Here is a 21,408-nt window from a genome sequence, read left to right as displayed (position 1 = left end):
TGCAACTCACTAAAACACTGAGTCAGTGATATGACAAGACTATGCTCTCTGGCGTCGTCGCTGTACTAGCCACAGCCCACCAATAGACAGCATCATCAGCCCACCAAAGACACAGCCAATGACAATCACTGGCATATCTATTTTAACCGCCAGAGTATAAAGCCCCAACATCAACAACATGGCAGTGTTCTCACCAAAGTTTTGTACCGCAACCGCGTTGCCTGCTCCAACGGTCTGTTTTCCCCGATGCTGCAACAGGGTATTCAATGGCACAATAAAGAACCCACCGAAAATACCGATTACCATAAGAATGGCATAAGAGAGTGGTAAGCTGCCCTGCAATACAAAAACGACTACGCCAGCACCCAGCAGAACCCCAGCAGGGATACAGCGATTGACCGTATCCAGCGTAATCCACTTCGCGGCGGCGGCGGCGCCAATCACGATACCAACCGCCACCATGGCGTTCAGTAATGTTGGCGTCAATAGCCCTTCAATATGCAAAGCAATGGGTACCCACAGGATCAGCAGGAAGCGCAGAGTAATACCGGCCCCCCAGAACAGGCTGGTGCCCACCAGAGACATACGCGTACCCTGATCGTTCCACAATATCTTAGCTGAGTCGGCAAAACGTACCACCATCTCCTTCAAATTCCAGCGCATGCCGGGACGAGCCGCCTGTAAATGAGGAATAAAACAGTTTGCCACTACCGCACTGGCATAAACTCCGCAGCACACCGCCAGTGCCAGATAAGGGCTAATATCTACCAGCCAACCTCCGGCTAAAGACCCTACTAGAATCGCCGCCAGCGTTGAGGACTCAATCAAACCGTTAGCTTTCACTAACTGATCGCCTTGGGTGATTTCGCCAAGAATACCGTACTTCGCCGGGGAGTATGCCGTCGCGCCAATCCCCACTAGCGTATAGCCAAAAAACGGATCCAACCCGCCAATAATAATTGCCGCGCCCAACAGCTTGATGCCATTGGCAAACATCATCACCCGCCCTTTCGAGAAGCTATCGGCAATCTGCCCAACAAACGGTGCTAACACCACATAAGCCACAATAAATAGCATTTGCAGCGTGGAATGACTCCAGAGGGGATAAGCCTTCTGAATCAAAACCCCCAAAGTCGCAAAAAACAGCGCACTATCGCCAAAGGCCGAGAAGAACTGTGCGCTGGTGACCGCCACCATCGCGCGATTCAGCAATGGTTTTTCCGTCACATCAATTGTGGTCATAATGACTCCACGGGCTCTTCAGCCAGTTTACGCAGGGAAACAAAATCCGGCTTACCGCTGCCCAGCAGAGGAAGAGATTTGAGTACTCGAATATCGCGCGGCACCGCCAACGCGGGTAATCCCAACTCTTGAGCGGCGCGGTTTAAAGCATCGCGGGCTAAAGCTGGGGTTGTGGTGAACAGAACAATGGATTCCCCTTTTGACACATCACTACGAACCGTTGCTGCATGCTCTGCCTCAGGGGCCACTTTCTTGGCGATAGCTTCAACGCTTTCCAGTGAAACCATCTCTCCCGCGACTTTAGCAAAGCGCTTGACCCGACCTTTAATGGTACAGAAACCATCACTATCAAAAGAGACGATGTCACCCGTGTCGTACCAACCCGCGTCCATTTCGCCTTGGGCATTTTCCGCCGCTGGCGTCTCCAATACGCCCGGATTCTCAACCCGCAGATAGCCCTTCATAATATTCGGCCCCTTCACCTGTAAGCGACCACCGTCTTCAATACCCGGCACGGTAATCAGCCGTGAATGGATACCCGGCAGCAGTTTACCAACGGTATGAGATCTAGCGGCCATTGGCACATTAATCGCCAATACCGGTGCACACTCTGTTACGCCATAACCTTCGAGAATACGGATACCAAACTTCTCCTGCCACTGGTCACGCGTCGCGGTAGACAGCTTCTCTGCGCCAGCCACCACATAACGCAGTCGGGCAAAGTCATAAGGATGGGCGAAGCGGGCATAGTGATTCAGAAATGTTGGCGTACCGAACATCACATTACAGTTTTGATCGTATACCAGCTCAGGTACTACCCGATAATGGAGCGGGCTGGGATAAAGAAAGATTCGACTGCCGGTCATTAACGGTGTCAATAACCCTGCGGTCAGGCCAAAGGCGTGGAACAGTGGCAAGGCAGACATAAACTTATCCTGCGCGGTAAAATCAGCCACGGTACGAATTTGCTCAACGTTTGCCAACAGGCTGTCGTGAGAATGAACCACCCCTTTCGGGTTGCCTTCTGAGCCAGAGGTAAACAGAATAATTGCCGCATCATCCGGTTTCTGCTTAACCATTGCCATACGAGGAAATAACAAATGTTTCAGTACCCAGAATTTATCTTCTCTGGTGACGGTATCTTTCAGATCTTCAAGGAAATACCATTTTGCACCAGTGACTTGCTCGGCCAAGTAGGTTAGTTTTCCTTTCTCAAGAAACTGGCGGGAGGTGATGATGGTCTTTATCTGCGCTGCTTTTAGCGCGCTTTCTAGGCCATTCACTCCGGCGGTGTAGTTCAACATCGCCGGAACTCGACCGCTCAGCGAACAACCAAAAATAGTCGCCGCGGTAACCACCGTATTAGGCAGCAGCAATCCTACATGCTCCCCCGGCTCACTCAGCTTGCTGACAATACGACTTAATCCTAGTGACTTCTTCAGCAAAGTCCGATATGAGTCGTTTTTCATTGAAATGTCCGCAATACAGACCTTACCGATACCATAACGCGTATGGGCTTCCAGCAGTGCTTCATATAACGTCACCCGCGTACGGGTTGCCATGCGGGCATCCATCATAATTTGATGCAGACGCTCGCCCGCTAATTTACGACGTTGAGCCGATTTTGGCGCATCGGGCATTGGAACTTGAGTCGGCGGCAGAACATGAATATTAACCTGTGGAAACAGGCGCCGTTTAAATACGCCTTTTAAACGGCTTAGGAAGCTAAATTCCAGCCCTTCCAGCCAAATAGGAATTACCGTTGCCTGAGAACGTGCCGCAACAAAAGCCGCACCTTCATAAATCTTCATTAAGGATCCGGTAACCGTAATGCGCCCTTCCGGGAAAATGACGATTGGCCGCCCGTGCTCAATTTGTCGCACCAGCGTTTTAATTGACATGGGTTTTGATGGGTCGAGGGGAACAATATCCACATAACGTGTCAGCATGCGGATAAACCAGCGATCGGCGTACAGGCTATAAACTGCAAAAACTGGTTTAACCGGTAAAAATAATGCTAACAAAATACCATCAATAAAAGAGAGATGGTTTGGGGTTATCAGTATGCGTTCCTGCTTAAAGCAATCAGTATCACCATAAACACGTACGCGAAAACATAAGCGGCATAAAACTCGTAACATCCGTAAAACCATGACTATCTCCCTATCAGGCAACGCAATATGCGTTGATACCCCCATTTCCAGGTTAAGACAATCTATTTTTATTGCTGTTCGCGATTAAACGTTTAATCGAATAAAAAAACAGCAACATTTTCCTGAAGTAAAAAAAAACCTACGCATCCGCGTAGGTCGGTGTAATCCAGTAAATGGTTCCGGCGTTACCGCCAGAAATTCACCAATAAATACCTCTGGGATCTCAAATCTAGTTCATGCTACAGCGGACAGCCAGCCTGAAAAGACTACATAGGCGCACAAAGTGTAACGAAGCATGTAATTTTTTTATTTTCGTCAATTTTGTGACATTTCATATTGCTAATACCCCTGTTTTCCGTGAGACTTCACGATGTAAACGTTTTCTTTTATCCGGGGTTGCAAAGCAAATTATGGCGACAATTAAAGACGTAGCAAAACTGGCGGGCGTTTCTGTTGCTACGGTCTCCCGCGTCATTAACAATTCGCCAAAAGCCCGTGGAGCCACCCGAGAATCAGTACTCAACGCGATGGAACAGTTGCAGTACCATCCAAACGCTAATGCCAGAGCACTGGCTCGCCAAACTACCGGCACCATTGGTCTAATCGTTTCTGACGTTTCAGATCCCTTTTTCGGCACCATGGTAAAAGCCACCGAGCAAGTCGCCAGCGATAGCGGTAACTTTTTACTGATTGGTAATGGCTATCATGATGAGCATAAAGAGCGTCAGGCCATTGAACAGCTTATCCGACATCAGTGCGCCGCACTGGTGGTTCATGCCAAAGCCATGAGTGACGAAGAGTTACGGGGTTTGATGAGCCATATTCCCGGAATGGTACTGATTAATCGTATTCTGCCGGGGCTGGAACCGCGTTGTATCGCATTGGACGATCGCTATGGCTCCCATCTTGCTACGCAATATCTTATCCAACAAGGGCACCGTAATATTGGCATCATCTGTTCTGACCATAAGATATCCGACGCGGAAGATCGCCTTCAGGGTTATCTGGATGCCCTGAAAGAACATAACATTACCATCAATACCAAACGGATTGCCTACGCCCCACCGGACGAAAGCGGTGGAGAAAAAGCCCTGATAGAACTACTGGAGAGAAACCAACAAATTACTGCAGTGGTCTGCTATAACGATACCATGGCCGCCGGAGCCCTCTCCGTACTCAGCGATAATAATATTAAAGTCCCTGAACACATATCACTGATTGGTTTTGATGATGTCCTTATTGCCCGTTATCTGCGCCCCGGGCTAACCACCATCCGTTATCCGGTGGTGTCTATGGCAAAACAGGCGGCGGAATTGGCGCTGTCGCTGTCACAGGGAAAGCCTTTGGCGGACATCACTAATTTATTTCATCCAACATTGGTGAAAAGGCACTCGGTAGCACCGTTGTTATAACCATTTCTGTAAAAGAGAAACATAATCCGAGTGAGTTTCATCCACTCAAATCAACAACTGGTTAACCGTACAACCGCATATTGCGATCTCTCTTCCTAATTTTTATTTCTGGGCTTTTCTCTTCTTTTATTCATTGCATAATACGTCACTAATCAATGACATCGTGGCACAGCATTTTTCGAGGTCTCTGTCAGCAAAATAGGGCCTGATACTTTTATGAGTATTACCATGCTAAACTTAATAGGAGTTATTAAATGTTATTAAATGAGGTAATTCTTATGGGATCTCATAGTAAGCAAACCATCAGCGCCCAAATTCCCGTCGAGCTGGCCCTTGCCGTTGAGGAGCTGGCTATAGAGCTGGATCGTTCAAAAAGCTGGATTATAAAGGAAGCATTACTCACCATGCTGGCAGAAAGAGAGCGGAGACATCAAAGCGTGCTGAAGGGCCTTACTGACGTCGATACAGGTCGTGTAGTTAGTCATTCGGACATGGTGGATTTTGCTGACCGTCTAAAGAAATCCTGATAAATGGAAATTTACTGGACGCTTAAAGCTCAGGACGATCTGGAGCGTATCTATCGTTTTGCCCTTCAATACAACCGCCAACATGCCGTTGATGTTTTAGACCGCCTGATAACGGGAAGCGCTAGCCTTACAGCGCATCCGGCTATTGGCGTACAGCAAGCGCGGTATGACCCTCGCGAAGTGAGGAAGGTTTTGTTCGACGACTACGAGGTCCACTACGAAGTCAAAGATAATGACATTTTCATCGTGGATCTCTGGCATACGAAAGAGGATCACTGACGTTTAAATCAGAGCATTCGGCCAGTTTTTTTGCTTCCTATCGTTAGCGGAACGGGTTGTTTCTCGCGTACGCAAAAAATTAATCTAATCTGAATAGGGGGAGACGATAGTTTCCCTCTAAAAAACAGATAATCGATTAATACAGGAACGGTCCAATGATTTTGAGAAACCAATATTATGTACTGCGTCACGGTCACAGTTTAGCCAATCAAAAAAAGATCATCGTAAGTGATATTCAGCATGGGCAACATGCTTATGGTTTATCCCCAGTGGGTATCAATCAGGTTATTCAGACGCTGGAAAACTGGCCTTATCCTATTCCGGATCTGATTTTTCACTCTGATTTTAAGCGCGCTGCAGAAACTGCGGGGATTGTTGCTGACTATTTTAATCGTCAGGCTAAACCCACCACGGCACTGCGTGAACGCCATTTTGGTGAGTTTGAACTGCAAGATGATGGCCACTATCCACTCGTCTGGAAGCAGGACGAAAAAAATCTTACTGATTCATTTGCTCAGGTAGAACAACTAAGTGCCGTTTGTGAGCGCGAAATGGCGCTAATCCATACGTTAGAACAACAACACAGCCAGAAAAAGATTTTACTGGTTGGGCACGGCGATCCACTACAGATCCTACTGACCCATTTCCAGCAGAAGCCGCTGAGTCAACACCGGGATCTCACTCCGCTAATGACGGCAGAAGTAAGGAAGTTAAACGGAGAGTTACAATCACAGGCTGAATTGAGTAACGCCTAACGGGACTGGATTGCATTAACCGTGATAGTGATAAAGCAAACAGGGTGATGAAAAGTTAAATCTCTTCACCACCCTAACATTTTATCAAGCCAAACGGCTAACCGATAAGTACCGATGCGGCCTAACGTTCACCTCACCCAAAAATCTCTTTCGCAGAAGCCTGAGCTTTCAGCGCCATAATTTGCTTCAGATCTTTTGAAGATCGATTATAGCGCCCACCGATTGCTAAATTTTCAAATAGTTACAGCGGAAAAGCGACCCACCCACCCCTAAATACACCAATCCGTGCTATCCGTAGAACACAGACCCGATATTTAGATTTTGAACATCATCATTCATCTAAGAAAGCTAAAAACCTACCCGACTTTCTTGTCTACTTTCTTGCTGCAAGCGATCTCAGCAATACGCCGATGGTGGTTCCATTATGCAACAAGGCACTCAGGGTTGGGGATAATCGTCCCATCGCTGCTGCCAACATAATAGCGCTATTAATCCACTCGGTAAGTTTGATATTGCTGTTAACCAGTTTCATCGCATCAACCGCCAGCTCGCGGGCGACCACAACACCATGAAGAGAGTCTTGCAGTAATACCGCATCCGCCGCCTGCTGGGCAAGTTCAGTGCTTTGGTTCATCGCCAAGCCAACATTAGCCTGAGTCAGTACTGGCGCATCGTTAACCCCATCACCAACAAACATCACTCGGCAGCCCTGTTCTTGTAGTGATTGCACTACGCTAACTTTGCTTTCCGGCGTTGCTTCAGCAAAGAACCGATCAATGTCCAGCTCTTTAGCCATTTGCTCGGCCTTATGCTGTTTATCACCGGTTAACAAAATAACATTCTTAATACCTAACTCTCGCAGCCGGCTAATCACCTGTGCTGCTTCATCACGCACATTATCCTGTAGGCCAATCATGCCGACCAGTTGTTCATTGAGGCTGATAAACAACAGATGACGCCCCTGCTCTTCCAGTTCCTCAATTTGGCTCTGGAATGGCGCGAAGTCGATGTGGTAATGCTCACGCAGGAAGTGACGGCTGCCGATCACCATACGGTTACCGTCGAGTTCAGAGATCAGCCCGTGGGCAATCACATACTCCACTTCACCGTGGTTAATATGCGGCAACTCGTGCTGTTGAGCTGCGCTGACTACCGCGCGCGCAAGCGGATGATTGCTGTGTTCTTCTACCGAAGCCGCTATCGCCAGCAGGCGTTTAGCCCAAGTATGTTTCGGATCAAAACTCACCACATCGGTGACCAACATATCCCCGTATGTCAGAGTACCGGTTTTATCGAACACCACGGTATCGATATCTGCCAACTGCTCAATGGCGCGTCCCCCTTTGAGCAATAGTCCAGAAGTCGCGGCTTTGTACATAACCGATTTAAACGCAATAGGGGTGCTCAGTTTTAAGGCACAGGAATAGTCGACTAAAAATACTGAGGCCAGGCGATTCAAATCACGCGTCAGCGCAAATACGCCTGCACCAGCACCCAAAGTAATCGCCACCCGACGGTCAGCCATTCTCTGAGTCACTTGCTGCGTTTCGCTGCGTTGACCAAGTGACTCAGTAATGAAGCGGCGGATATTCGCGGTTGAGGACTCATCCCCCACTCGCTCAGCTCGTACCGCGATATTACCATCCTGAACTTGGGTTCCGGCAAATACCCAAGCGCCCGCTTCACGACGCACCGGCACGCTTTCGCCAGTCATGGAGGCCTGATTGATTAAACCAATACCGCGCAATACGCTACCGTCAGCGGGAATGTTGTCTCCCGGCCCCAGCAGCATGACATCACCGTTTACCAGCTCTTCGGCATTAATTTCCTGACTTTCGCCGCCACGCTCAACCCAAACCGAGTGGTATTGCGGCTGCATCAGTTCCGACAACAGCTCATCAGAGTGACGGCTGGTTTCTTGCTCAAAATATTCCCCCAGCGTCAGTAACGACTGGGTTAGCATGGCCGTCCGATAATCACCACGAACAATCGATAGGCTCAAGGCCAGCGCATCCAGCACTTCAACCTTTAACTCACGCTGGCACAGTGATTCAATACCTTCGGCAATGGTGGGTGCCATTAATGCGATAGTGGGTAATGCAGACCAGCGCTTAGGTAAAAATTGGGTTGCGGCCAAGCCAGCCAAATTTAGCAAATTATCACCGCCACAATATTCCGGCTCATAATCACTTTCAGTAGCTGAATGCCAATTGATGGCATTCAACTGCGCTAACAGCGTTTCCGTATTGGTCTTGCTAGTGTGATAGGTTAATACGGCAGACGCCGCTGCCGGGCGCAAGCGCACCGTTTTCACCCCAGTGAAAGAGAGTAGATGGGTTTTAAGCCATCCGGCAACGTCAGGCTGCTCCCGCAATTGAACAATGCGCACCCTCAGTCGACCAGGAAGTTGATGGACTGGCTTAACGGGATATGAATAGTTCATCGGGCAGTTACTCGCTGTCCCGATCGTTTTCGCGGTAATAATCCAGCTCGGCCTGCACGTCCGCCAGACGCTCTTTCAGTTCCTCCACTTCACCGCGAACCGCACCCCAGGCTTTATTAGCGGTTGCGCCAATACTCTTTTGTACATTACGGTTAGATAACAGATAAGCTATTGCGGCTCCGGCAACAATACCGGTAATCAAGTGAGCTCGGCTATTGTCCGCTCGATAAGGAATTGGCGGTGCCGACTGGTCCACCGGATAAGGGGCATAAGGGTTGTAGTAAGGGTTATAGTAGTAAGGATTATTCGGCTGTTTCATCGGTGCCTCGCTTATTTATTGAGTCTAATAGGTACAACCCAGCAGCGCCTGCGCTGAGTAGCGTCAGTAATGTCAGTACTGGACGACCTGCGGTGGCGTTGGCGACCGTCATGGCGGCACCACTCACCAAACCGGCTTTAGTCGCATCAATCAGAACTTTACTGGTCGCCTGCTCCAACGTCTTCTCGCCGCGCTGATACTGACGCCATTGCTCCACACCAGAAGCCGTTGCGCCCACCAAGGCACCCGCAATCAACGCTCGGCTGGCAGGATTTATGCGGTCGCTGTTATTACTCATCCACTTTCTCCTGCTCACGATGTCGTTCTACCGACTCCTGAAAACCTTCTTTGCCAGCCTGAACCGTATCACGGAAAATAGCTCCGCTGGTCATAACGCTCTCTTTAACGTTGCCAACCGTGGTTTCCGTTGCCTCTTTCACCTTGCTACCGCCGCTTTTCAGCATGTCTCCAGCATTAGCAATGGTTTGCAACAGCGTATTGCGTACGCTTTCATTACCTAAAATCAGCGCTGCCGCAGCACCAATCATTGCGCCTTTCCAAAACTCTTTATCATCAACGCCAATAGTACTGATGATGTTTTTAAATAGTCCTGCCTGCTCCCCCATCAAGCCTTCCACCATGCCCTGAGCCTGCCCGCTCCAGTCAAAACCGGGGGCCATTTGCTGAGGCGCGGGCTGCTGAAACTGAGGTGGAAGCGGGTGGAATTGCGGCGGCATGGGATAGCCCATCGGGGGCTGACCGTACATTGGATTCCACATTGGAGGATGAGGTGGCCACATCATCTGCGGCACGGGTTGCCCCTGCGGCTGAGGATAGGGAGGATAATAAGGATAACCGTAAGGTCCGTAGGGTGGCATCCCTTGATATTCGGGGGTTTCCTGATCGTTACTCTTCTTGTCTTTTCCCATCTTCAGTTCCTCACTTATTTAGACTCTGGCGGAGTGATCATTGGCAGAATTTCAGTTAACGCTTGCTCTGCAATCCGATCGTCATTACCAAATAGCTGTTCCAGTAATGTTGGCGGCAAACGCTTAGCGTCATACTCTAATAATAGACTTCCGGTTGCACTATTAAGGGTATAGCTACGTAAACAATTATCTTTGCCACAAAGTTCTTCTAATGCAGCTAGCTTACTTTTACTTAGCCCGGCCACCAGCTTATTGGTAAAGCGTAACCGGATACGACCCGGGATATGGTGGGCAAGCTCAACAAAACGGCGCAGTGCCATTAACCCACTGAAATTATCAGAACTCATTACACATCCTAAAAAATCAACTATTCTGCCGCAGCAGAAAAGGTGCCATATTCGTTAGGATCATCATATGACGTGACCTAATGATTTAAAACATTTAAACACGCTTGTTTAGAAGTAAATCAGATTTATGCCGGAAAATAGAAAACTCGTAGCATAAAGAAATCGAAATATGACGCAAAAATGGGTTAATAACAGTACTAGACAGCACTCAAACCTTAATGTAAATTATTCTCGTTATCTTTATCATTCAGGTGGCCGCCATGAGTAGTCCATATGTTCATCAGACACAAAACCGTGTTCGCATTCGTTCTGATTATATTCAACAACACGCTGCTGAAGTGACAGAACTCATTGCAAAGCTGAAATTAGTCCCAGGAATCAAAGAGATTCAATACCGTCGCTACGCGGGTTCTGTAGCCATCCGCTTCGACAACAAAGTGATAAGCGCGGCGGCGCTACTGGGAACGGTAGAAAGTTATGACTGGCTGGAACACAGCGAAGAGCGCGACTTCATTAATAATGCCGTGCGTCTGGGTGCTAAAACCTTACTGAAAGGTATTGCCTTAACTACGCTGAAGCGCACATTAGGCGGTTCATTGGTGAGTGCAGTGGCAGCCATCGCCAGATAATACGTTGGTTTTGATTGATTAACCCTTTCCCCAATCCTTTATTAGAAGAGCCTGCATTATCTCAATGTGGGCTTTTTTATTTGCCTTATACAGGCTGAATCAGAGAATCAGGCAAAGCGTTTGGCGGCGCACTGGCAAACGCCCCCACTTTTAGCGGGGCAACGTTTGCAAGGCGGCGATTTAAACGGCAAACGTAAAATTGCCGGAGGTGCCATGCTGTTGGGCTGAATACGCATATTGCCAGCATTCCCACTTTTCGCTGGCTGGCGAGGTGTTGGAGCAACATAGCCACCATGATCGAACCAGTCCAGCAATGGCTTCAACGGTTTTGACACTTCAACCAGTATGTTGCCCATCACTTCCTGAGAGAGTTCACTCCAGATTGAATCAGAAGGTTCTGGTTTAGAACCACGGGGATGAAAGCCGGGTAAAACCGCAGGACGAACAAGACTCTGAAGTGCACGATCTCCCGCCTTATTTTTGCTTCCGTGCTTAGACGCTTTTTTACGGAGTTTTTTCAGTGCCTTAAGGGCTGATGACATAAAATGGTATGCCCACAAACAATAATGAGAATGATTATCTATATTATTAAGCAGTTTTCAATACTTTTCCACCAACAGACGCTCACGTCTAGCGCAATACTTTGCTACCATATGCCCAAATTTAAATTGTCACCTATATCGACACGGGACCAGTTATGAACAATATCGATTTTCCAACCAACGCGACACCAGAAGAGATGGCCAAAGAGATTTCCGGTCTGAAAGCCATTCTGACATTAATGCTGATCACTATGGGTCAGGCTGACGCGGGAAAAGTGATTCTAAAGATGGAAAGATTGATTGCTGAACATCCTGATATGGCGGAAGCCGAGGCCTTTAAAGGCATTGTTCAGCAAATGCGGCAGGCTTATCGTCAGGAAAAATGCTGATAGTTTTTTGGTTTGAAAGCCCCGCGTTAGGTCTAACGCGGGGCTTTTTGTTGTTGATGAGTAGATTTTTTATATGAAATCGACCTCTGAGGATATTCCGGCCGTAAAGGCAATCGGCCCATATTATCATTGTGCTCGGCCGGTAGGCCATTTGTACTTGAGACCAAAGAGCGCCGAGCCTGGGTTGACTACGGGCAATGACAAAACACCTTCGGTATTCTGCCCTTCGGGCCAGCGCTAGCGCTTTTCAAACTGGCTTTGCCTGTTTGTCGTTGGCTTACGCCAAGTCGACCCCCACGGCACCCTCTCCCGACGATTAGCTTTCTAATGTTTTGACCTTTATCTTTTGACCTTTATGTTTTGACTTTTAAGAGCACTGGAATTCAGTTGACGACTGAGAGAGGGTAGCACGACCAGCAGGGTGCTGGGCGAGGCGCAGCGACGCCGGGAGCGGCTCTGCGCCGGTTCGTAAGCCCGAATGACGAAGGAAGGTGTAGTGGTCTAATAAACTCGGACACCAATTAAGGTGGTAAACTCAAACCATCAAGAGAGGTGAATAATGATAAAAGAACGTCGACATTTTACCCCAGAGTTTAAACGTGAAGCAGCTGCACTGGTTGTTGAGCATGGCTATAGCACGACTGAAGCTTGCAGAGCAATGGGGGTTGGTGAAACAGCGATGCGTCGCTGGGTAAGACAACTGAAATATGAGCAGCAAGGTGTCACTCCAACTACCCAAGCCTTAACCGCGGAGCAACAACGTATTCAGGCTCTGGAGAAACGAATAAAACACCTTGAATTAGAAAAGGAAATTTTAAAAAAGGCTACCGCTCTCTTAATGTCGGACGAATTCAAAAATATGAGCTGACAGCCCAATTAAGTGAGCGTTACTCAACCCGGCTGCTCTGCTCATTATTTGATATCTCCAAATCGACTTTCTATGACACCCAATCCAGAACGGTGAATAAGGAGCGGGGGCGGCTTCGTCAGCATGTTGTCAGTCTTTTTAAACAGAGTCGGGGCTCAGCCGGTAGTCGAACTATTGTTGGCATGCTGCGTCAGGAAAAGATAGTGATTGGTCGCTTTAAAGTGAGACGACTGATGGCAGAAGCGCAGTTACAAAGTAAACAGCCGGGTTCACATCGCTATAAGCCTGTGACAATAGAACGTCCGGAGATAAGTAATATACTGGGTCGTGATTTTATCCCGTCCAGACCTAATCAGGTATGGACGAGCGACATTACTTATATCTGGTCTGGGTGCTGGATTTACCTTGCAGTGGTACTTGATTTATATGCCCGAAAGGTTATTGGTTATGCTTTATCAGATAAAGCGGATGCAGGGTTAGCGATTAAAGCTCTGGATATGGCCTGGCAACATCGTGGCAAACCTAAAGGAGTGATGCTCCACTCAGATCAGGGTTGCCAGTACACAGCACGGGCCTTCAGACAAAGGTTGTGGCGTTATCAGATAACGCAAAGTATGAGTCGTCGGGGTAACTGTTGGGATAATGCGCCGACAGAACGCTTGTTCAGAAGTTTAAAAACAGAATGGGTTCCGGAAACGGGTTATCACAATCTGATGCAAGCGAAATCAGATATAAGCCGTTACTTGTTAGAATATTATAATCAAAGGCGACCACATGCTTTTAATGGTGGATTACCGCCAATGATTGCAGAACAACTTAAGTTGGAGTCCGGGAATACTTGACCACTACAAGGGAGTCGCCTAAGCGACCTGAATTCGTGTGCGAAGGCGCGGGGGGGCATTCGCCCTAATGCCCCCCTGCTCGGCCACTCGTACAAATGCTAATCCAAACGCTGCACTATTTAGTGGACGAAACCAACACTAAACTCAATGCTTTTCATTACGTTGACGATCATCCTCAAGAGTATCATTCCTATAATTCACCCACCCATTAATCCCCAGCGTCACCGCCAAAATTCCCCCTACCGTTCCCAGCGAAACTGCTATCGGAATATGATAAAAATCAACGATCAACATCTTAATACCAATAAATACCAGAATCACCGCCAGACCATACTTCAACATAGAGAAACGTTCCGCTACGTTGACCAGCAGGAAGTACATCGCCCGCAGGCCCAGAATAGCGAACAGGTTTGAGGTCAACACGATAAAGGGATCGGTTGTCACCGCGAAGATAGCCGGGATGCTATCGACGGCAAAAATGACATCGCTGATTTCTACCAGAATCAGTACTAAAAACAGCGGCGTGGCAAACAATACGCCGTTGCGGTGGGTAAAGAAGCGTTCTCCTTCCATATTTTCAGTCATTCGGATATGGCTGCGTATCCACTTCACCAGCGGTTTATCGCCAATGTTCGATTCATCCCCCTCTTTCGCCAGCGCCATCTTAATACCGGTGAACAACAAGAAAGCACCAAAGATATACAGTAGCCAGCTAAATTCAGAAATCAGCCAACTACCTGCAAAAATCATTATAGCCCGCAGCACGATAGCGCCCAACACGCCATACACCAACACTCGCCGCTGTAGTGCGACCGGAACAGAGAAGTAACTAAAGAGCATCAACCAGACGAACACATTATCTACCGCCAGCGCTTTTTCAATCAGATAACCGGTAATAAAGGCTAACGCCTGAGTATCAGCCACTTGCTGACCGGCGGTTTCTTTCAGATACCACCATAAACCGAGGGAGAATAATAAAGAGAGCGTAATCCAGACTAACGACCAGGCCGCAGCCTGTTTAAAAGACATCGCTCCGCCTTTCTTCTTGCCCTGTCCAAACAGGTCAATCATTAGCATCACGGCAACGATAAGTGCAAAACTGCCCCACAATAACGGGGTTCCAACTGTATTCATTTGGGGTCTCCTCGGGTTTCTTATTTCACCGTGCTGTTTAAAACTATAGTTGTTTTGAACAACACGACTGACAGATACAGAAACCTAACCTTCAGACATAAAAAAACGGCCAACGTCGGAAGACGCAGCCGCTGTTTTAGCTAGCTATAAGCGCACCTCGCCTTCCGGCAAGGTCTCACTTACAACCGAAGGTTGCCTGGTAACCGGATGTACATGCATACATCGTATTGACGATTAGCCAGCTTGGAAGTTACTCCCCTTTGCGAAAGAAAAGATACGCATTCTCGTTACCGGAGTCAAGCAAGCCGAAACTTAAACGATAAAAAACGGATGAATCTATCCACCTAGTTAACGGAAAATGAACGGATAACTTGATGAATAGTATTTCTTATTTAATTTTATTATTTATTTGCACTTATTTTCTTATTGGTTCTATAATAAATATGCCTTAAGGAAATACAATAACGTATCAACAATGAGCCATTAATAAATAAAAATTATTAAATATCATTTTTGATTCTTTATGTTTTTTAACTCAATAAAACCCCCACAAAAAGTATCAATATTGGTCTACACCCTCATCTAATTAAAATAAGATATCAAATCTGATTCTTTAAAACTTTTTATTCAAAAATGGTTTTGTGATCGAGATTGAGCATTATTTTATTTTAATTTGTTAAAGTGCCCACCGTGACAAACCCACACATTATTTCTTAATAAAAAGTTAGTTTATCACCGGTATTATTCTAATGCCGCGGAACCATTTTAATAAAAATTCACTTTGGGGTATTCATGGACACTACTCAAACCACAACAACCACAGCAAGTATTGCGCCTGTTTCCAGTTTAGGCTGGCGTAAGTCTGACACCATGTGGATGCTGGGTCTTTACGGCACAGCAATCGGTGCGGGCGTATTATTTTTACCGATTAACGCCGGTATTGGCGGTCTTATTCCATTAATTATTATGGCGCTGATCGCTTTTCCTATGACTTATTTTTCACACCGTGGACTGACTCGATTTGTTCTTTCTGGTAAAAATCCTGGTGAGAATATTACTGAAGTCGTAGAAGAACACTTTGGTATCGGCGCAGGTAAATTAATTACTCTGCTATATTTCTTCGCAATATATCCAATCCTACTGGTTTATAGCGTTGCGATTACGAATACTGTGGACAGTTTTATTGTTCACCAGTTAAATTTACCCTCACCACCGCGCGCTATTTTATCTTTAATTTTGATTGTAGGATTAATGACGATTGTTCGCTTTGGTGAGCAATTCATTGTTAAAGCGATGAGTATTCTGGTATTCCCATTCGTTGCCGTTCTGATGCTTTTAGCGTTATATCTGATTCCAAACTGGACCAGTGCCATATTCGAAACCGCCAGCTTATCATCAACCGCTGCGGCTACCGGTAATGGTCTGTTAATGACGCTTTGGTTGGCAATTCCGGTCATGGTGTTCTCCTTCAACCATTCACCTATTATCTCTGCATTCGCCGTTGCAAAACGTGAAGAATACGGCCAAAACGCAGAACGTAAATGTTCGCAAATTCTGGCTCGCAGCCACATCATGATGGTACTGACCGTGATGTTCTTCGTATTTAGCTGCGTACTCAGCCTGTCTCCTGCGGATCTGGCTGCAGCAAAAGCACAAAACATCTCGATTCTTTCTTATCTGGCTAACCACTTTAATACGCCGGTTATTGCTTATATCGCACCTGTGATTGCTTTCATCGCGATTACCAAATCATTCTTGGGCCACTATCTGGGCGCTCGTGAAGGTTTCAACGGTATGGTGATCAAGTCATTACGCAGTAGAGGCCAGAGCATCGAACTCAACAAATTGAACCGCATCACTGCGCTGTTCATGTTAATTACGACTTGGATCGTTGCAACACTGAACCCTAGTATTCTGGGTATGATTGAAACCCTAGGGGGTCCAATCATCGCTATGTTACTGTTCCTTATGCCGATGTACGCCATTCATAAAGTTCCCGCTATGCGTAAGTACAGCGGTCACATCAGCAACGTGTTCGTCGTACTGATGGGTCTGATTTCTATGTCAGCCATTGTTTACAGCCTTATCAGCTAACAGTCGTCCAACATGATGTTGTCAGGAGATTCCATGATTAGCGTATTTGAAATTTTTAAAATTGGTATAGGTCCTTCCAGTTCCCATACAGTGGGTCCGATGGTAGCCGGTATCCGGTTTATTGAAGACCTGAAAAGTAAACAACTGGACAATCTGACCACCGATATTGTGGTTGATATCTACGGATCTCTGTCACTGACGGGCAAAGGACATCATACCGATATCGCCATCATCATGGGTCTGGCTGGCAATAAACCGGATACGGTAGAGGTCGATTCCATTCCTGGCTTTATTCAGCAGGTACATGAAACCGGCACCTTACCTATCCGCTGTGCTGACAATACGCTACGTCGTGTTGGACTGACACTGAATTTCTCAGATAAGACGTTGCCCCTGCATGAAAACGGTCTAACATTTCACGCTTACGACAACAATATTTTGCTCAGCAGCAAAACCTACTACTCTACCGGCGGCGGTTTCGTGGTAGATGAAGAGAACTTTGGTAAGGAATCCACTTCAGAAGTGACGGTTCCTTACCCATTCTATTCAGCCAAAAACCTGCTTCGTCACTGCAAAGACAATTGTTTGTCACTCTCTGCGGTGATGATGAAAAACGAAATTGCCCTGCACGGCAGAGAAGAGGTGGAGCGCTACATGGCCCTCGTATGGGAAACCATGAAAGGGGCTATCCATCGAGGTATGAGTACCGAGGGTGTGTTGCCCGGTCCATTAAAGGTTCCGCGCCGGGCTTCTGCTCTGCACCGCATACTGCAAACTCATGACCGCTTATCCACCGATCCGATGACCGCGATGGACTGGGTCAATATGTTCGCCATGGCCGTGAGTGAAGAGAACGCCGCAGGTGGCCGCGTGGTGACTGCACCCACCAACGGTGCTTGTGGCATCATTCCCGCCGTTCTGGCTTACTACGACCACTTCATTCAGCCGGTTACACCGGAAGCTTATACCCGTTATTTCTTGGCGGCGGGTGCAGTAGGACTGCTGTATAAGATGAACGCCTCTATCTCTGGCGCTGAAGTCGGCTGTCAGGGTGAGATTGGCGTTGCCTGTTCAATGGCTTCTGCCGGTTTAGCTGAACTACGAGGCGGTAGCCCAGAGAAAGTGTGTAACGCCGCAGAAATCGGAATGGAACATAATCTGGGCTTAACCTGCGATCCGGTTGCGGGTCAGGTTCAGGTTCCTTGTATTGAGCGGAATGCGATTGCCGCAGTAAAAGCGATTAACTCTGCCAGTATGGCGATGTTACGGACCAGTGAGCCGCGCGTATCGTTGGATAAAGTTATCGAAACCATGTACGAGACCGGTAAAGATATGAACGCCAAATATCGTGAAACCTCTCGCGGTGGATTAGCCATTAAAGTGGCGCTGTGTGAGTCCTGATAAAAGCTGAATCCTAATAAAATATATCCCCTGTCCGGCACGCCCGGGCAGGGGATATTTTCTGTCTGTTAACATGTTCTGAAGTGACGCGCTATTTCTTTTCCGGCTTAAACCACGGCCAAACCACATTGCTTTTGGCTGCCAAGGTATACCAATTACTGTCGTCTTGTAGCACGTTTGACTCCAGCCCGGCGGGGTTCTTGTCCCCTTCCCCTTCATTTTCTCCGCTCTTTTTGCGGATACGTACCGGTGCTTTTTCCGCATCAGGGGTAATCTGAGCGTTAAATACCCTGACCTCTGAATCAAATAAGATCCCTTCCAACTGGTGCAGGCGATCCAAACCACGAAGGATACCGATCAGCGTACTTAACGTGACGGCTTCCCCCATTTCTACGCGTTTGATGGTCGCGATCCCCACCTGCGCTCGCTCTGCCAGCTCAATCTGAGATAACCGCATGGCAATACGCGTCTCTTTAATTCTGCGGCAAAGCTCAGAAATGATTTCGCTATCGGATACGGTATTAAATTTCATGGTGGTGCCTGATGTGTTGCAATTGTCCGCGGCTATTATACCGATTAACGGTAGGGTTATATAAAATGAATTGAATGAATGTGATCATTCCCCTGCCAGAATGACTCTGCTCAACAGATAGCGGCAGAGAAAAATGGCGCTTATCACCGTAAAACGGTCATTATCGTTCGCGACAGGCTTTCAGGCTCAGATTTTGCTTACCGTCACTGTCAAAGTTAGCTTCGCTCAGCCAGCGTTCCATACCGGCTTTAATCACCGGCCATTCACTGTCCAGTATAGAAAACCATGCGGTATCGCGGGTACGCTGTTTGTACACCACCGCCTGACGGAAAACACCTTCAAAGGTAAAGCCTAAGCGCAGTGCGGCCGCACGGGAAGGGGCATTAAGGCTATCGCACTTCCACTCGTAGCGACGGTATCCCAACTTATCGAAGGCATAGCACATCAGCAAATACTGTGCTTCGGTGGCAATGCGGGTCTGTTTCAGCAATGGGGAGAACGTGACATGCCCCACTTCCATCACGCCGCTGACTTTGTCGATACGCATCAAGGCAATAGTGCCTACTGCACGGTTGCTGGCCTGATCGATAATAGCAAAATGCAGCGGATCGGTGCTGCCGGAAGCCTGTTCTACATGCTGGTAATACAGCGCTTGGTCGTCAAACGGGCCATAAGCCATATAAGTCCAATCACGGCCATCGGGCGCCTGACTAAAAGCATGAAAGAGATCTGCAGCATGGCGTGCAGCCTGTAGTGGCTCCAAACGACAATATTCGCCTACTAACTCAAGGCGCTGTGGATGCTGGCGCGGTTGCCAGTCGGTAAGCGTTTCACCAACAGGTTGCTGATATTGGTTTAAAGTGTTGGACACCAAAAGACTCCTTTGACATGAATTAGTGGTTTTATTACTTTAACCGCTGATCATGAGCCTGTCGTTAAAATTATTTTTGGGATAGGGTCTATCGTTCAACGGGGTGTAATCGCTGTATTATGAGTCTACTCTGTTCAGGTGATTAACCTACATTGACCTCAGGTAAGCTACTCAATAATGTGCAGCCGCAGGCGCACAGGCAGCCATCGACCGCGACGGGTTTTCCATTGTGATACCAACTCGTTGCCCCCTCAATAATAGCGTTCACACCATGCCCATCCTTTGGGCAACTGATCAAATCGCCAACCAAAGCCACTTTCTTGCCATACAGGGTGATGGTTGATGATGCTGAAATAACCTCACCGCCGTGGCTAGTGATATCCCCTAATCGAATTACGCCTTTCGCCATCACTGCCCCCTGTTAGGTAATCAATCATCAATGTTGTTATATGGTGCATCAATTGAAATGTTCACCAGTCATTCGGATACAACTCGTTGCTTCTCTGTGCGAAATCCCACTCTCGCTGGCACGTTTTTCTGAATTGAGTGTGGTGAAAAATCACTGAAATCGTGGAGAAAATAAACAAAAGGAAAACGCCACCGACAAGCCACGGTAAGAAATTCTCTACCCCACCGTAAGTACTGATAAATGATACTGCCGCTAAAGAAAACATCATTACCCCCATAAGATAATAGGAATGGATTAATGACATCTCATAAACGCTGGCGAACAGCGTTTCTCCGGGTGACCTAGCCACCTGAACAGATTCAATATGGTTATCTTGCTGTAAAGTAATTAAACTATTTTGATTTTTAGCCTTAATGGCTTCGGCAGCACACACAATGCTATTCCATGCATAAATGGCAGACACTTTCCCAAAACAGCTATTCATCGAATGAATACCCGATATCGTATAATTATGCGTTGAATTTCCAACGAGTTTGGTGAATGAATGGCTCGAAGCATCATCAACATTCACCATCCATAAATGAATCGCCTCATTCCCTTTGATTTGTTCTACTTCAAGAAATACCTCGACCCCTTGATCAATCTGGCTCTTTTCGATTTTTATTGGTCGGAAAAAATAGATATCACTTTTCGTCTTATTCAATGTTGAACCAAATAACAGGCTTACCGCACTTTCAGTATTCTTCGATTCAGAATCATTATGCAGGCTGACCATGATCGCTAAATGGTTATACGATGGGTCATCTTCCCGCAGGGTATATACCGTTTCAAAACTGGGTACATCATCTAGATAATGGATGTTCTCTTTCACAACGCCGCTAAGCCTGAACCATTCAAACGTCTGTTGCAGCGAGGCACGTGTCATTTCCACGGACTCTGATGAATAAACATGGATCTTAAGCTGATGCTGAATAGGTTTAATATTTTCAACCATTGGCTCAATCAATTTATTGAAAACAAATGAAAGACTATATTGGCTGAAACTATTTGCCGGAACCTCATTTAGCTTCATAACCGCATTGGGATTGAGCGGCAATCGGCCAGAAATACCGAGAATCTTATCGGTGATATTTTCAACCGGCGTATATTGTGCATAAGCCAAAACGGGAATAGATAATCGCCCCCACGACTGCCATTCTCTTTTTTTATGTTCAATAAACGCTGAGCGATAAAAATATTCATCAAGTTTAGTAACAAAAAGGTGAATCACAAATGCAATCACGCCCAACCC

General features: G+C 47.2%; 22 protein-coding genes. 9 read left to right on the top strand and 13 right to left on the bottom strand.

The genetic code is table 11. The annotated features are described in order from the left end of the window. Positions 1-39 precede the first annotated feature (39 nt). Together lplT and aas are read right to left on the bottom strand one after the other, a co-directional pair. Positions 40-1,242: a lysophospholipid transporter LplT gene (lplT, locus tag HYN51_RS03070; protein WP_108901497.1), complete on the bottom strand. Its 1,203-nt coding sequence runs from the start codon at positions 1,240-1,242 to the stop codon at positions 40-42. Further along, on the bottom strand, positions 1,239-3,395 hold the full coding sequence (aas, locus tag HYN51_RS03065) for a bifunctional acyl-ACP--phospholipid O-acyltransferase/long-chain-fatty-acid--ACP ligase (protein WP_108901496.1): 2,157 nt from the start codon (positions 3,393-3,395) through the stop codon (positions 1,239-1,241). The genes lplT and aas overlap by 4 nt, the downstream gene beginning before the upstream one ends. 410 nt (positions 3,396-3,805) lie before the next feature. Here aas and galR point away from each other — a divergent pair, with 410 nt between their 5' ends. From galR to HYN51_RS03045, 4 genes are all read left to right on the top strand, one after another. Continuing rightward, positions 3,806-4,807, top strand: coding sequence for an HTH-type transcriptional regulator GalR (gene galR, locus HYN51_RS03060; protein WP_108901495.1), 1,002 nt, complete (start codon positions 3,806-3,808; stop codon positions 4,805-4,807). A 278-nt stretch (positions 4,808-5,085) separates the two neighbouring features. After that, positions 5,086-5,334, top strand: a complete 249-nt coding sequence (locus HYN51_RS03055; RefSeq protein ID WP_108902138.1) for a CopG family ribbon-helix-helix protein — start codon at positions 5,086-5,088, stop codon at positions 5,332-5,334. Between the two features lie 3 nt (positions 5,335-5,337). Beyond that, positions 5,338-5,613 carry a type II toxin-antitoxin system RelE/ParE family toxin gene (locus HYN51_RS03050; protein WP_108901494.1) on the top strand — a complete coding sequence of 92 codons (276 nt, stop codon included), beginning with the start codon at positions 5,338-5,340 and terminating at the stop codon, positions 5,611-5,613. Between the two features lie 155 nt (positions 5,614-5,768). Then, positions 5,769-6,368: a histidine phosphatase family protein gene (locus tag HYN51_RS03045; protein WP_108901493.1), complete on the top strand. Its 600-nt coding sequence runs from the start codon at positions 5,769-5,771 to the stop codon at positions 6,366-6,368. Between the two features lie 373 nt (positions 6,369-6,741). Here HYN51_RS03045 and HYN51_RS03040 read toward each other — a convergent pair whose 3' ends face one another. The 5 genes from HYN51_RS03040 to HYN51_RS03020 are packed head-to-tail and all read right to left on the bottom strand — an operon-like array spanning position 6,742 to position 10,406. Beyond that, positions 6,742-8,811: a heavy metal translocating P-type ATPase gene (locus tag HYN51_RS03040; protein WP_108901492.1), complete on the bottom strand. Its 2,070-nt coding sequence runs from the start codon at positions 8,809-8,811 to the stop codon at positions 6,742-6,744. A gap of 7 nt (positions 8,812-8,818) precedes the next feature. Beyond that, positions 8,819-9,130: a YtxH domain-containing protein gene (locus tag HYN51_RS03035; RefSeq protein ID WP_108901491.1), complete on the bottom strand. Its 312-nt coding sequence runs from the start codon at positions 9,128-9,130 to the stop codon at positions 8,819-8,821. Next, a complete protein-coding gene (locus HYN51_RS03030; protein WP_108901490.1) occupies positions 9,114-9,428 on the bottom strand; it encodes a hypothetical protein in 315 nt (104 codons plus the stop codon). The genes HYN51_RS03035 and HYN51_RS03030 overlap by 17 nt, the downstream gene beginning before the upstream one ends. Beyond that, positions 9,421-10,059, bottom strand: coding sequence for a hypothetical protein (locus tag HYN51_RS03025; protein ID WP_230514009.1), 639 nt, complete (start codon positions 10,057-10,059; stop codon positions 9,421-9,423). Before HYN51_RS03025 ends, HYN51_RS03030 begins: the two co-directional genes overlap by 8 nt. Positions 10,060-10,073: 14 nt before the next feature. Beyond that, entirely contained in the window at positions 10,074-10,406 is a 333-nt protein-coding gene (locus HYN51_RS03020) for an HMA2 domain-containing protein (RefSeq protein ID WP_108901489.1), read from the bottom strand. Positions 10,407-10,666: 260 nt separating this feature from the next. Here HYN51_RS03020 and HYN51_RS03015 point away from each other — a divergent pair, with 260 nt between their 5' ends. Then, on the top strand, positions 10,667-11,035 hold the full coding sequence (locus tag HYN51_RS03015) for an HMA2 domain-containing protein (protein ID WP_108901488.1): 369 nt from the start codon (positions 10,667-10,669) through the stop codon (positions 11,033-11,035). 107 nt (positions 11,036-11,142) lie between these two features. Here the strand turns inward: HYN51_RS03015 and HYN51_RS03010 are convergent, their stop codons facing one another. Further along, positions 11,143-11,577, bottom strand: a complete 435-nt coding sequence (locus HYN51_RS03010) for a hypothetical protein (RefSeq protein ID WP_108901487.1) — start codon at positions 11,575-11,577, stop codon at positions 11,143-11,145. 155 nt (positions 11,578-11,732) lie between these two features. On the opposite strand from HYN51_RS03010, the gene HYN51_RS03005 reads away from it, so the two are divergent. Both HYN51_RS03005 and HYN51_RS03000 read left to right on the top strand, forming a co-directional pair. Then, a complete protein-coding gene (locus HYN51_RS03005; RefSeq protein WP_108901486.1) occupies positions 11,733-11,966 on the top strand; it encodes a DUF2594 family protein in 234 nt (77 codons plus the stop codon). A gap of 559 nt (positions 11,967-12,525) precedes the next feature. Further along, a protein-coding gene (locus HYN51_RS03000; RefSeq protein ID WP_108899760.1) for an IS3 family transposase occupies positions 12,526-13,676 on the top strand; the annotation gives its coding sequence in 2 pieces (ribosomal slippage) (positions 12,526-12,781 and positions 12,781-13,676; 1,152 coding nt in all). 144 nt (positions 13,677-13,820) lie between these two features. Here the strand turns inward: HYN51_RS03000 and HYN51_RS02995 are convergent. Beyond that, on the bottom strand, positions 13,821-14,810 hold the full coding sequence (locus tag HYN51_RS02995; RefSeq protein WP_108901485.1) for a TerC family protein: 990 nt from the start codon (positions 14,808-14,810) through the stop codon (positions 13,821-13,823). Positions 14,811-15,602: 792 nt separating this feature from the next. Between HYN51_RS02995 and HYN51_RS02990 the strand changes: the two genes are divergently transcribed. Next, positions 15,603-16,904 (top strand): HAAAP family serine/threonine permease, encoded by a 1,302-nt coding sequence (locus tag HYN51_RS02990; RefSeq protein ID WP_108901484.1) that lies wholly within the window; start codon positions 15,603-15,605, stop codon positions 16,902-16,904. A 33-nt stretch (positions 16,905-16,937) separates the two neighbouring features. Then, positions 16,938-18,305, top strand: coding sequence for an L-serine ammonia-lyase (locus tag HYN51_RS02985; RefSeq protein WP_108901483.1), 1,368 nt, complete (start codon positions 16,938-16,940; stop codon positions 18,303-18,305). Between the two features lie 91 nt (positions 18,306-18,396). On the opposite strand, the gene HYN51_RS02980 is transcribed toward HYN51_RS02985, so the two are convergent. The 4 genes from HYN51_RS02980 to HYN51_RS02965 all read right to left on the bottom strand — a co-directional run bounded on the left by HYN51_RS02980 (position 18,397) and on the right by HYN51_RS02965 (position 21,399). Continuing rightward, on the bottom strand, positions 18,397-18,837 hold the full coding sequence (locus HYN51_RS02980) for a helix-turn-helix domain-containing protein (protein ID WP_108901482.1): 441 nt from the start codon (positions 18,835-18,837) through the stop codon (positions 18,397-18,399). Between the two features lie 160 nt (positions 18,838-18,997). Continuing rightward, a complete protein-coding gene (locus HYN51_RS02975) occupies positions 18,998-19,708 on the bottom strand; it encodes a GNAT family N-acetyltransferase (RefSeq protein ID WP_108901481.1) in 711 nt (236 codons plus the stop codon). A 142-nt stretch (positions 19,709-19,850) separates the two neighbouring features. Continuing rightward, positions 19,851-20,117 (bottom strand): PAAR domain-containing protein, encoded by a 267-nt coding sequence (locus HYN51_RS02970; RefSeq protein WP_108901480.1) that lies wholly within the window; start codon positions 20,115-20,117, stop codon positions 19,851-19,853. A 61-nt stretch (positions 20,118-20,178) separates the two neighbouring features. Next, positions 20,179-21,399 carry a hypothetical protein gene (locus HYN51_RS02965; protein ID WP_157952969.1) on the bottom strand — a complete coding sequence of 407 codons (1,221 nt, stop codon included), beginning with the start codon at positions 21,397-21,399 and terminating at the stop codon, positions 20,179-20,181. Positions 21,400-21,408: the final 9 nt, after the last annotated feature.

This window comes from Limnobaculum parvum (assembly GCF_003096015.2).
Taxonomy (GTDB): Bacteria; Pseudomonadota; Gammaproteobacteria; order Enterobacterales; family Enterobacteriaceae; genus Limnobaculum; species Limnobaculum parvum.
This window is presented reverse-complemented; position numbering and strand designations above follow the sequence as displayed.

Bases quoted from the DNA above. Each gene is read 5' to 3' on its own strand.
- lplT (WP_108901497.1), bottom strand. From the start codon at position 1,242: ATGACCACAATTGATGTGACGGAAAAACCATTGCTGAATCGCGCGATG.
- aas (WP_108901496.1), bottom strand. From the start codon at position 3,395: ATGGTTTTACGGATGTTACGAGTTTTATGCCGCTTATGTTTTCGCGTA.
- galR (WP_108901495.1), top strand. From the start codon at position 3,806: ATGGCGACAATTAAAGACGTAGCAAAACTGGCGGGCGTTTCTGTTGCT.
- HYN51_RS03055 (WP_108902138.1), top strand. From the start codon at position 5,086: ATGGGATCTCATAGTAAGCAAACCATCAGCGCCCAAATTCCCGTCGAG.
- HYN51_RS03050 (WP_108901494.1), top strand. From the start codon at position 5,338: ATGGAAATTTACTGGACGCTTAAAGCTCAGGACGATCTGGAGCGTATC.
- HYN51_RS03045 (WP_108901493.1), top strand. From the start codon at position 5,769: ATGATTTTGAGAAACCAATATTATGTACTGCGTCACGGTCACAGTTTA.
- HYN51_RS03040 (WP_108901492.1), bottom strand. From the start codon at position 8,811: ATGAACTATTCATATCCCGTTAAGCCAGTCCATCAACTTCCTGGTCGA.
- HYN51_RS03035 (WP_108901491.1), bottom strand. From the start codon at position 9,130: ATGAAACAGCCGAATAATCCTTACTACTATAACCCTTACTACAACCCT.
- HYN51_RS03030 (WP_108901490.1), bottom strand. From the start codon at position 9,428: ATGAGTAATAACAGCGACCGCATAAATCCTGCCAGCCGAGCGTTGATT.
- HYN51_RS03025 (WP_230514009.1), bottom strand. From the start codon at position 10,059: ATGGGAAAAGACAAGAAGAGTAACGATCAGGAAACCCCCGAATATCAA.
- HYN51_RS03020 (WP_108901489.1), bottom strand. From the start codon at position 10,406: ATGAGTTCTGATAATTTCAGTGGGTTAATGGCACTGCGCCGTTTTGTT.
- HYN51_RS03015 (WP_108901488.1), top strand. From the start codon at position 10,667: ATGAGTAGTCCATATGTTCATCAGACACAAAACCGTGTTCGCATTCGT.
- HYN51_RS03010 (WP_108901487.1), bottom strand. From the start codon at position 11,577: ATGTCATCAGCCCTTAAGGCACTGAAAAAACTCCGTAAAAAAGCGTCT.
- HYN51_RS03005 (WP_108901486.1), top strand. From the start codon at position 11,733: ATGAACAATATCGATTTTCCAACCAACGCGACACCAGAAGAGATGGCC.
- HYN51_RS02995 (WP_108901485.1), bottom strand. From the start codon at position 14,810: ATGAATACAGTTGGAACCCCGTTATTGTGGGGCAGTTTTGCACTTATC.
- HYN51_RS02990 (WP_108901484.1), top strand. From the start codon at position 15,603: ATGGACACTACTCAAACCACAACAACCACAGCAAGTATTGCGCCTGTT.
- HYN51_RS02985 (WP_108901483.1), top strand. From the start codon at position 16,938: ATGATTAGCGTATTTGAAATTTTTAAAATTGGTATAGGTCCTTCCAGT.
- HYN51_RS02980 (WP_108901482.1), bottom strand. From the start codon at position 18,837: ATGAAATTTAATACCGTATCCGATAGCGAAATCATTTCTGAGCTTTGC.
- HYN51_RS02970 (WP_108901480.1), bottom strand. From the start codon at position 20,117: ATGGCGAAAGGCGTAATTCGATTAGGGGATATCACTAGCCACGGCGGT.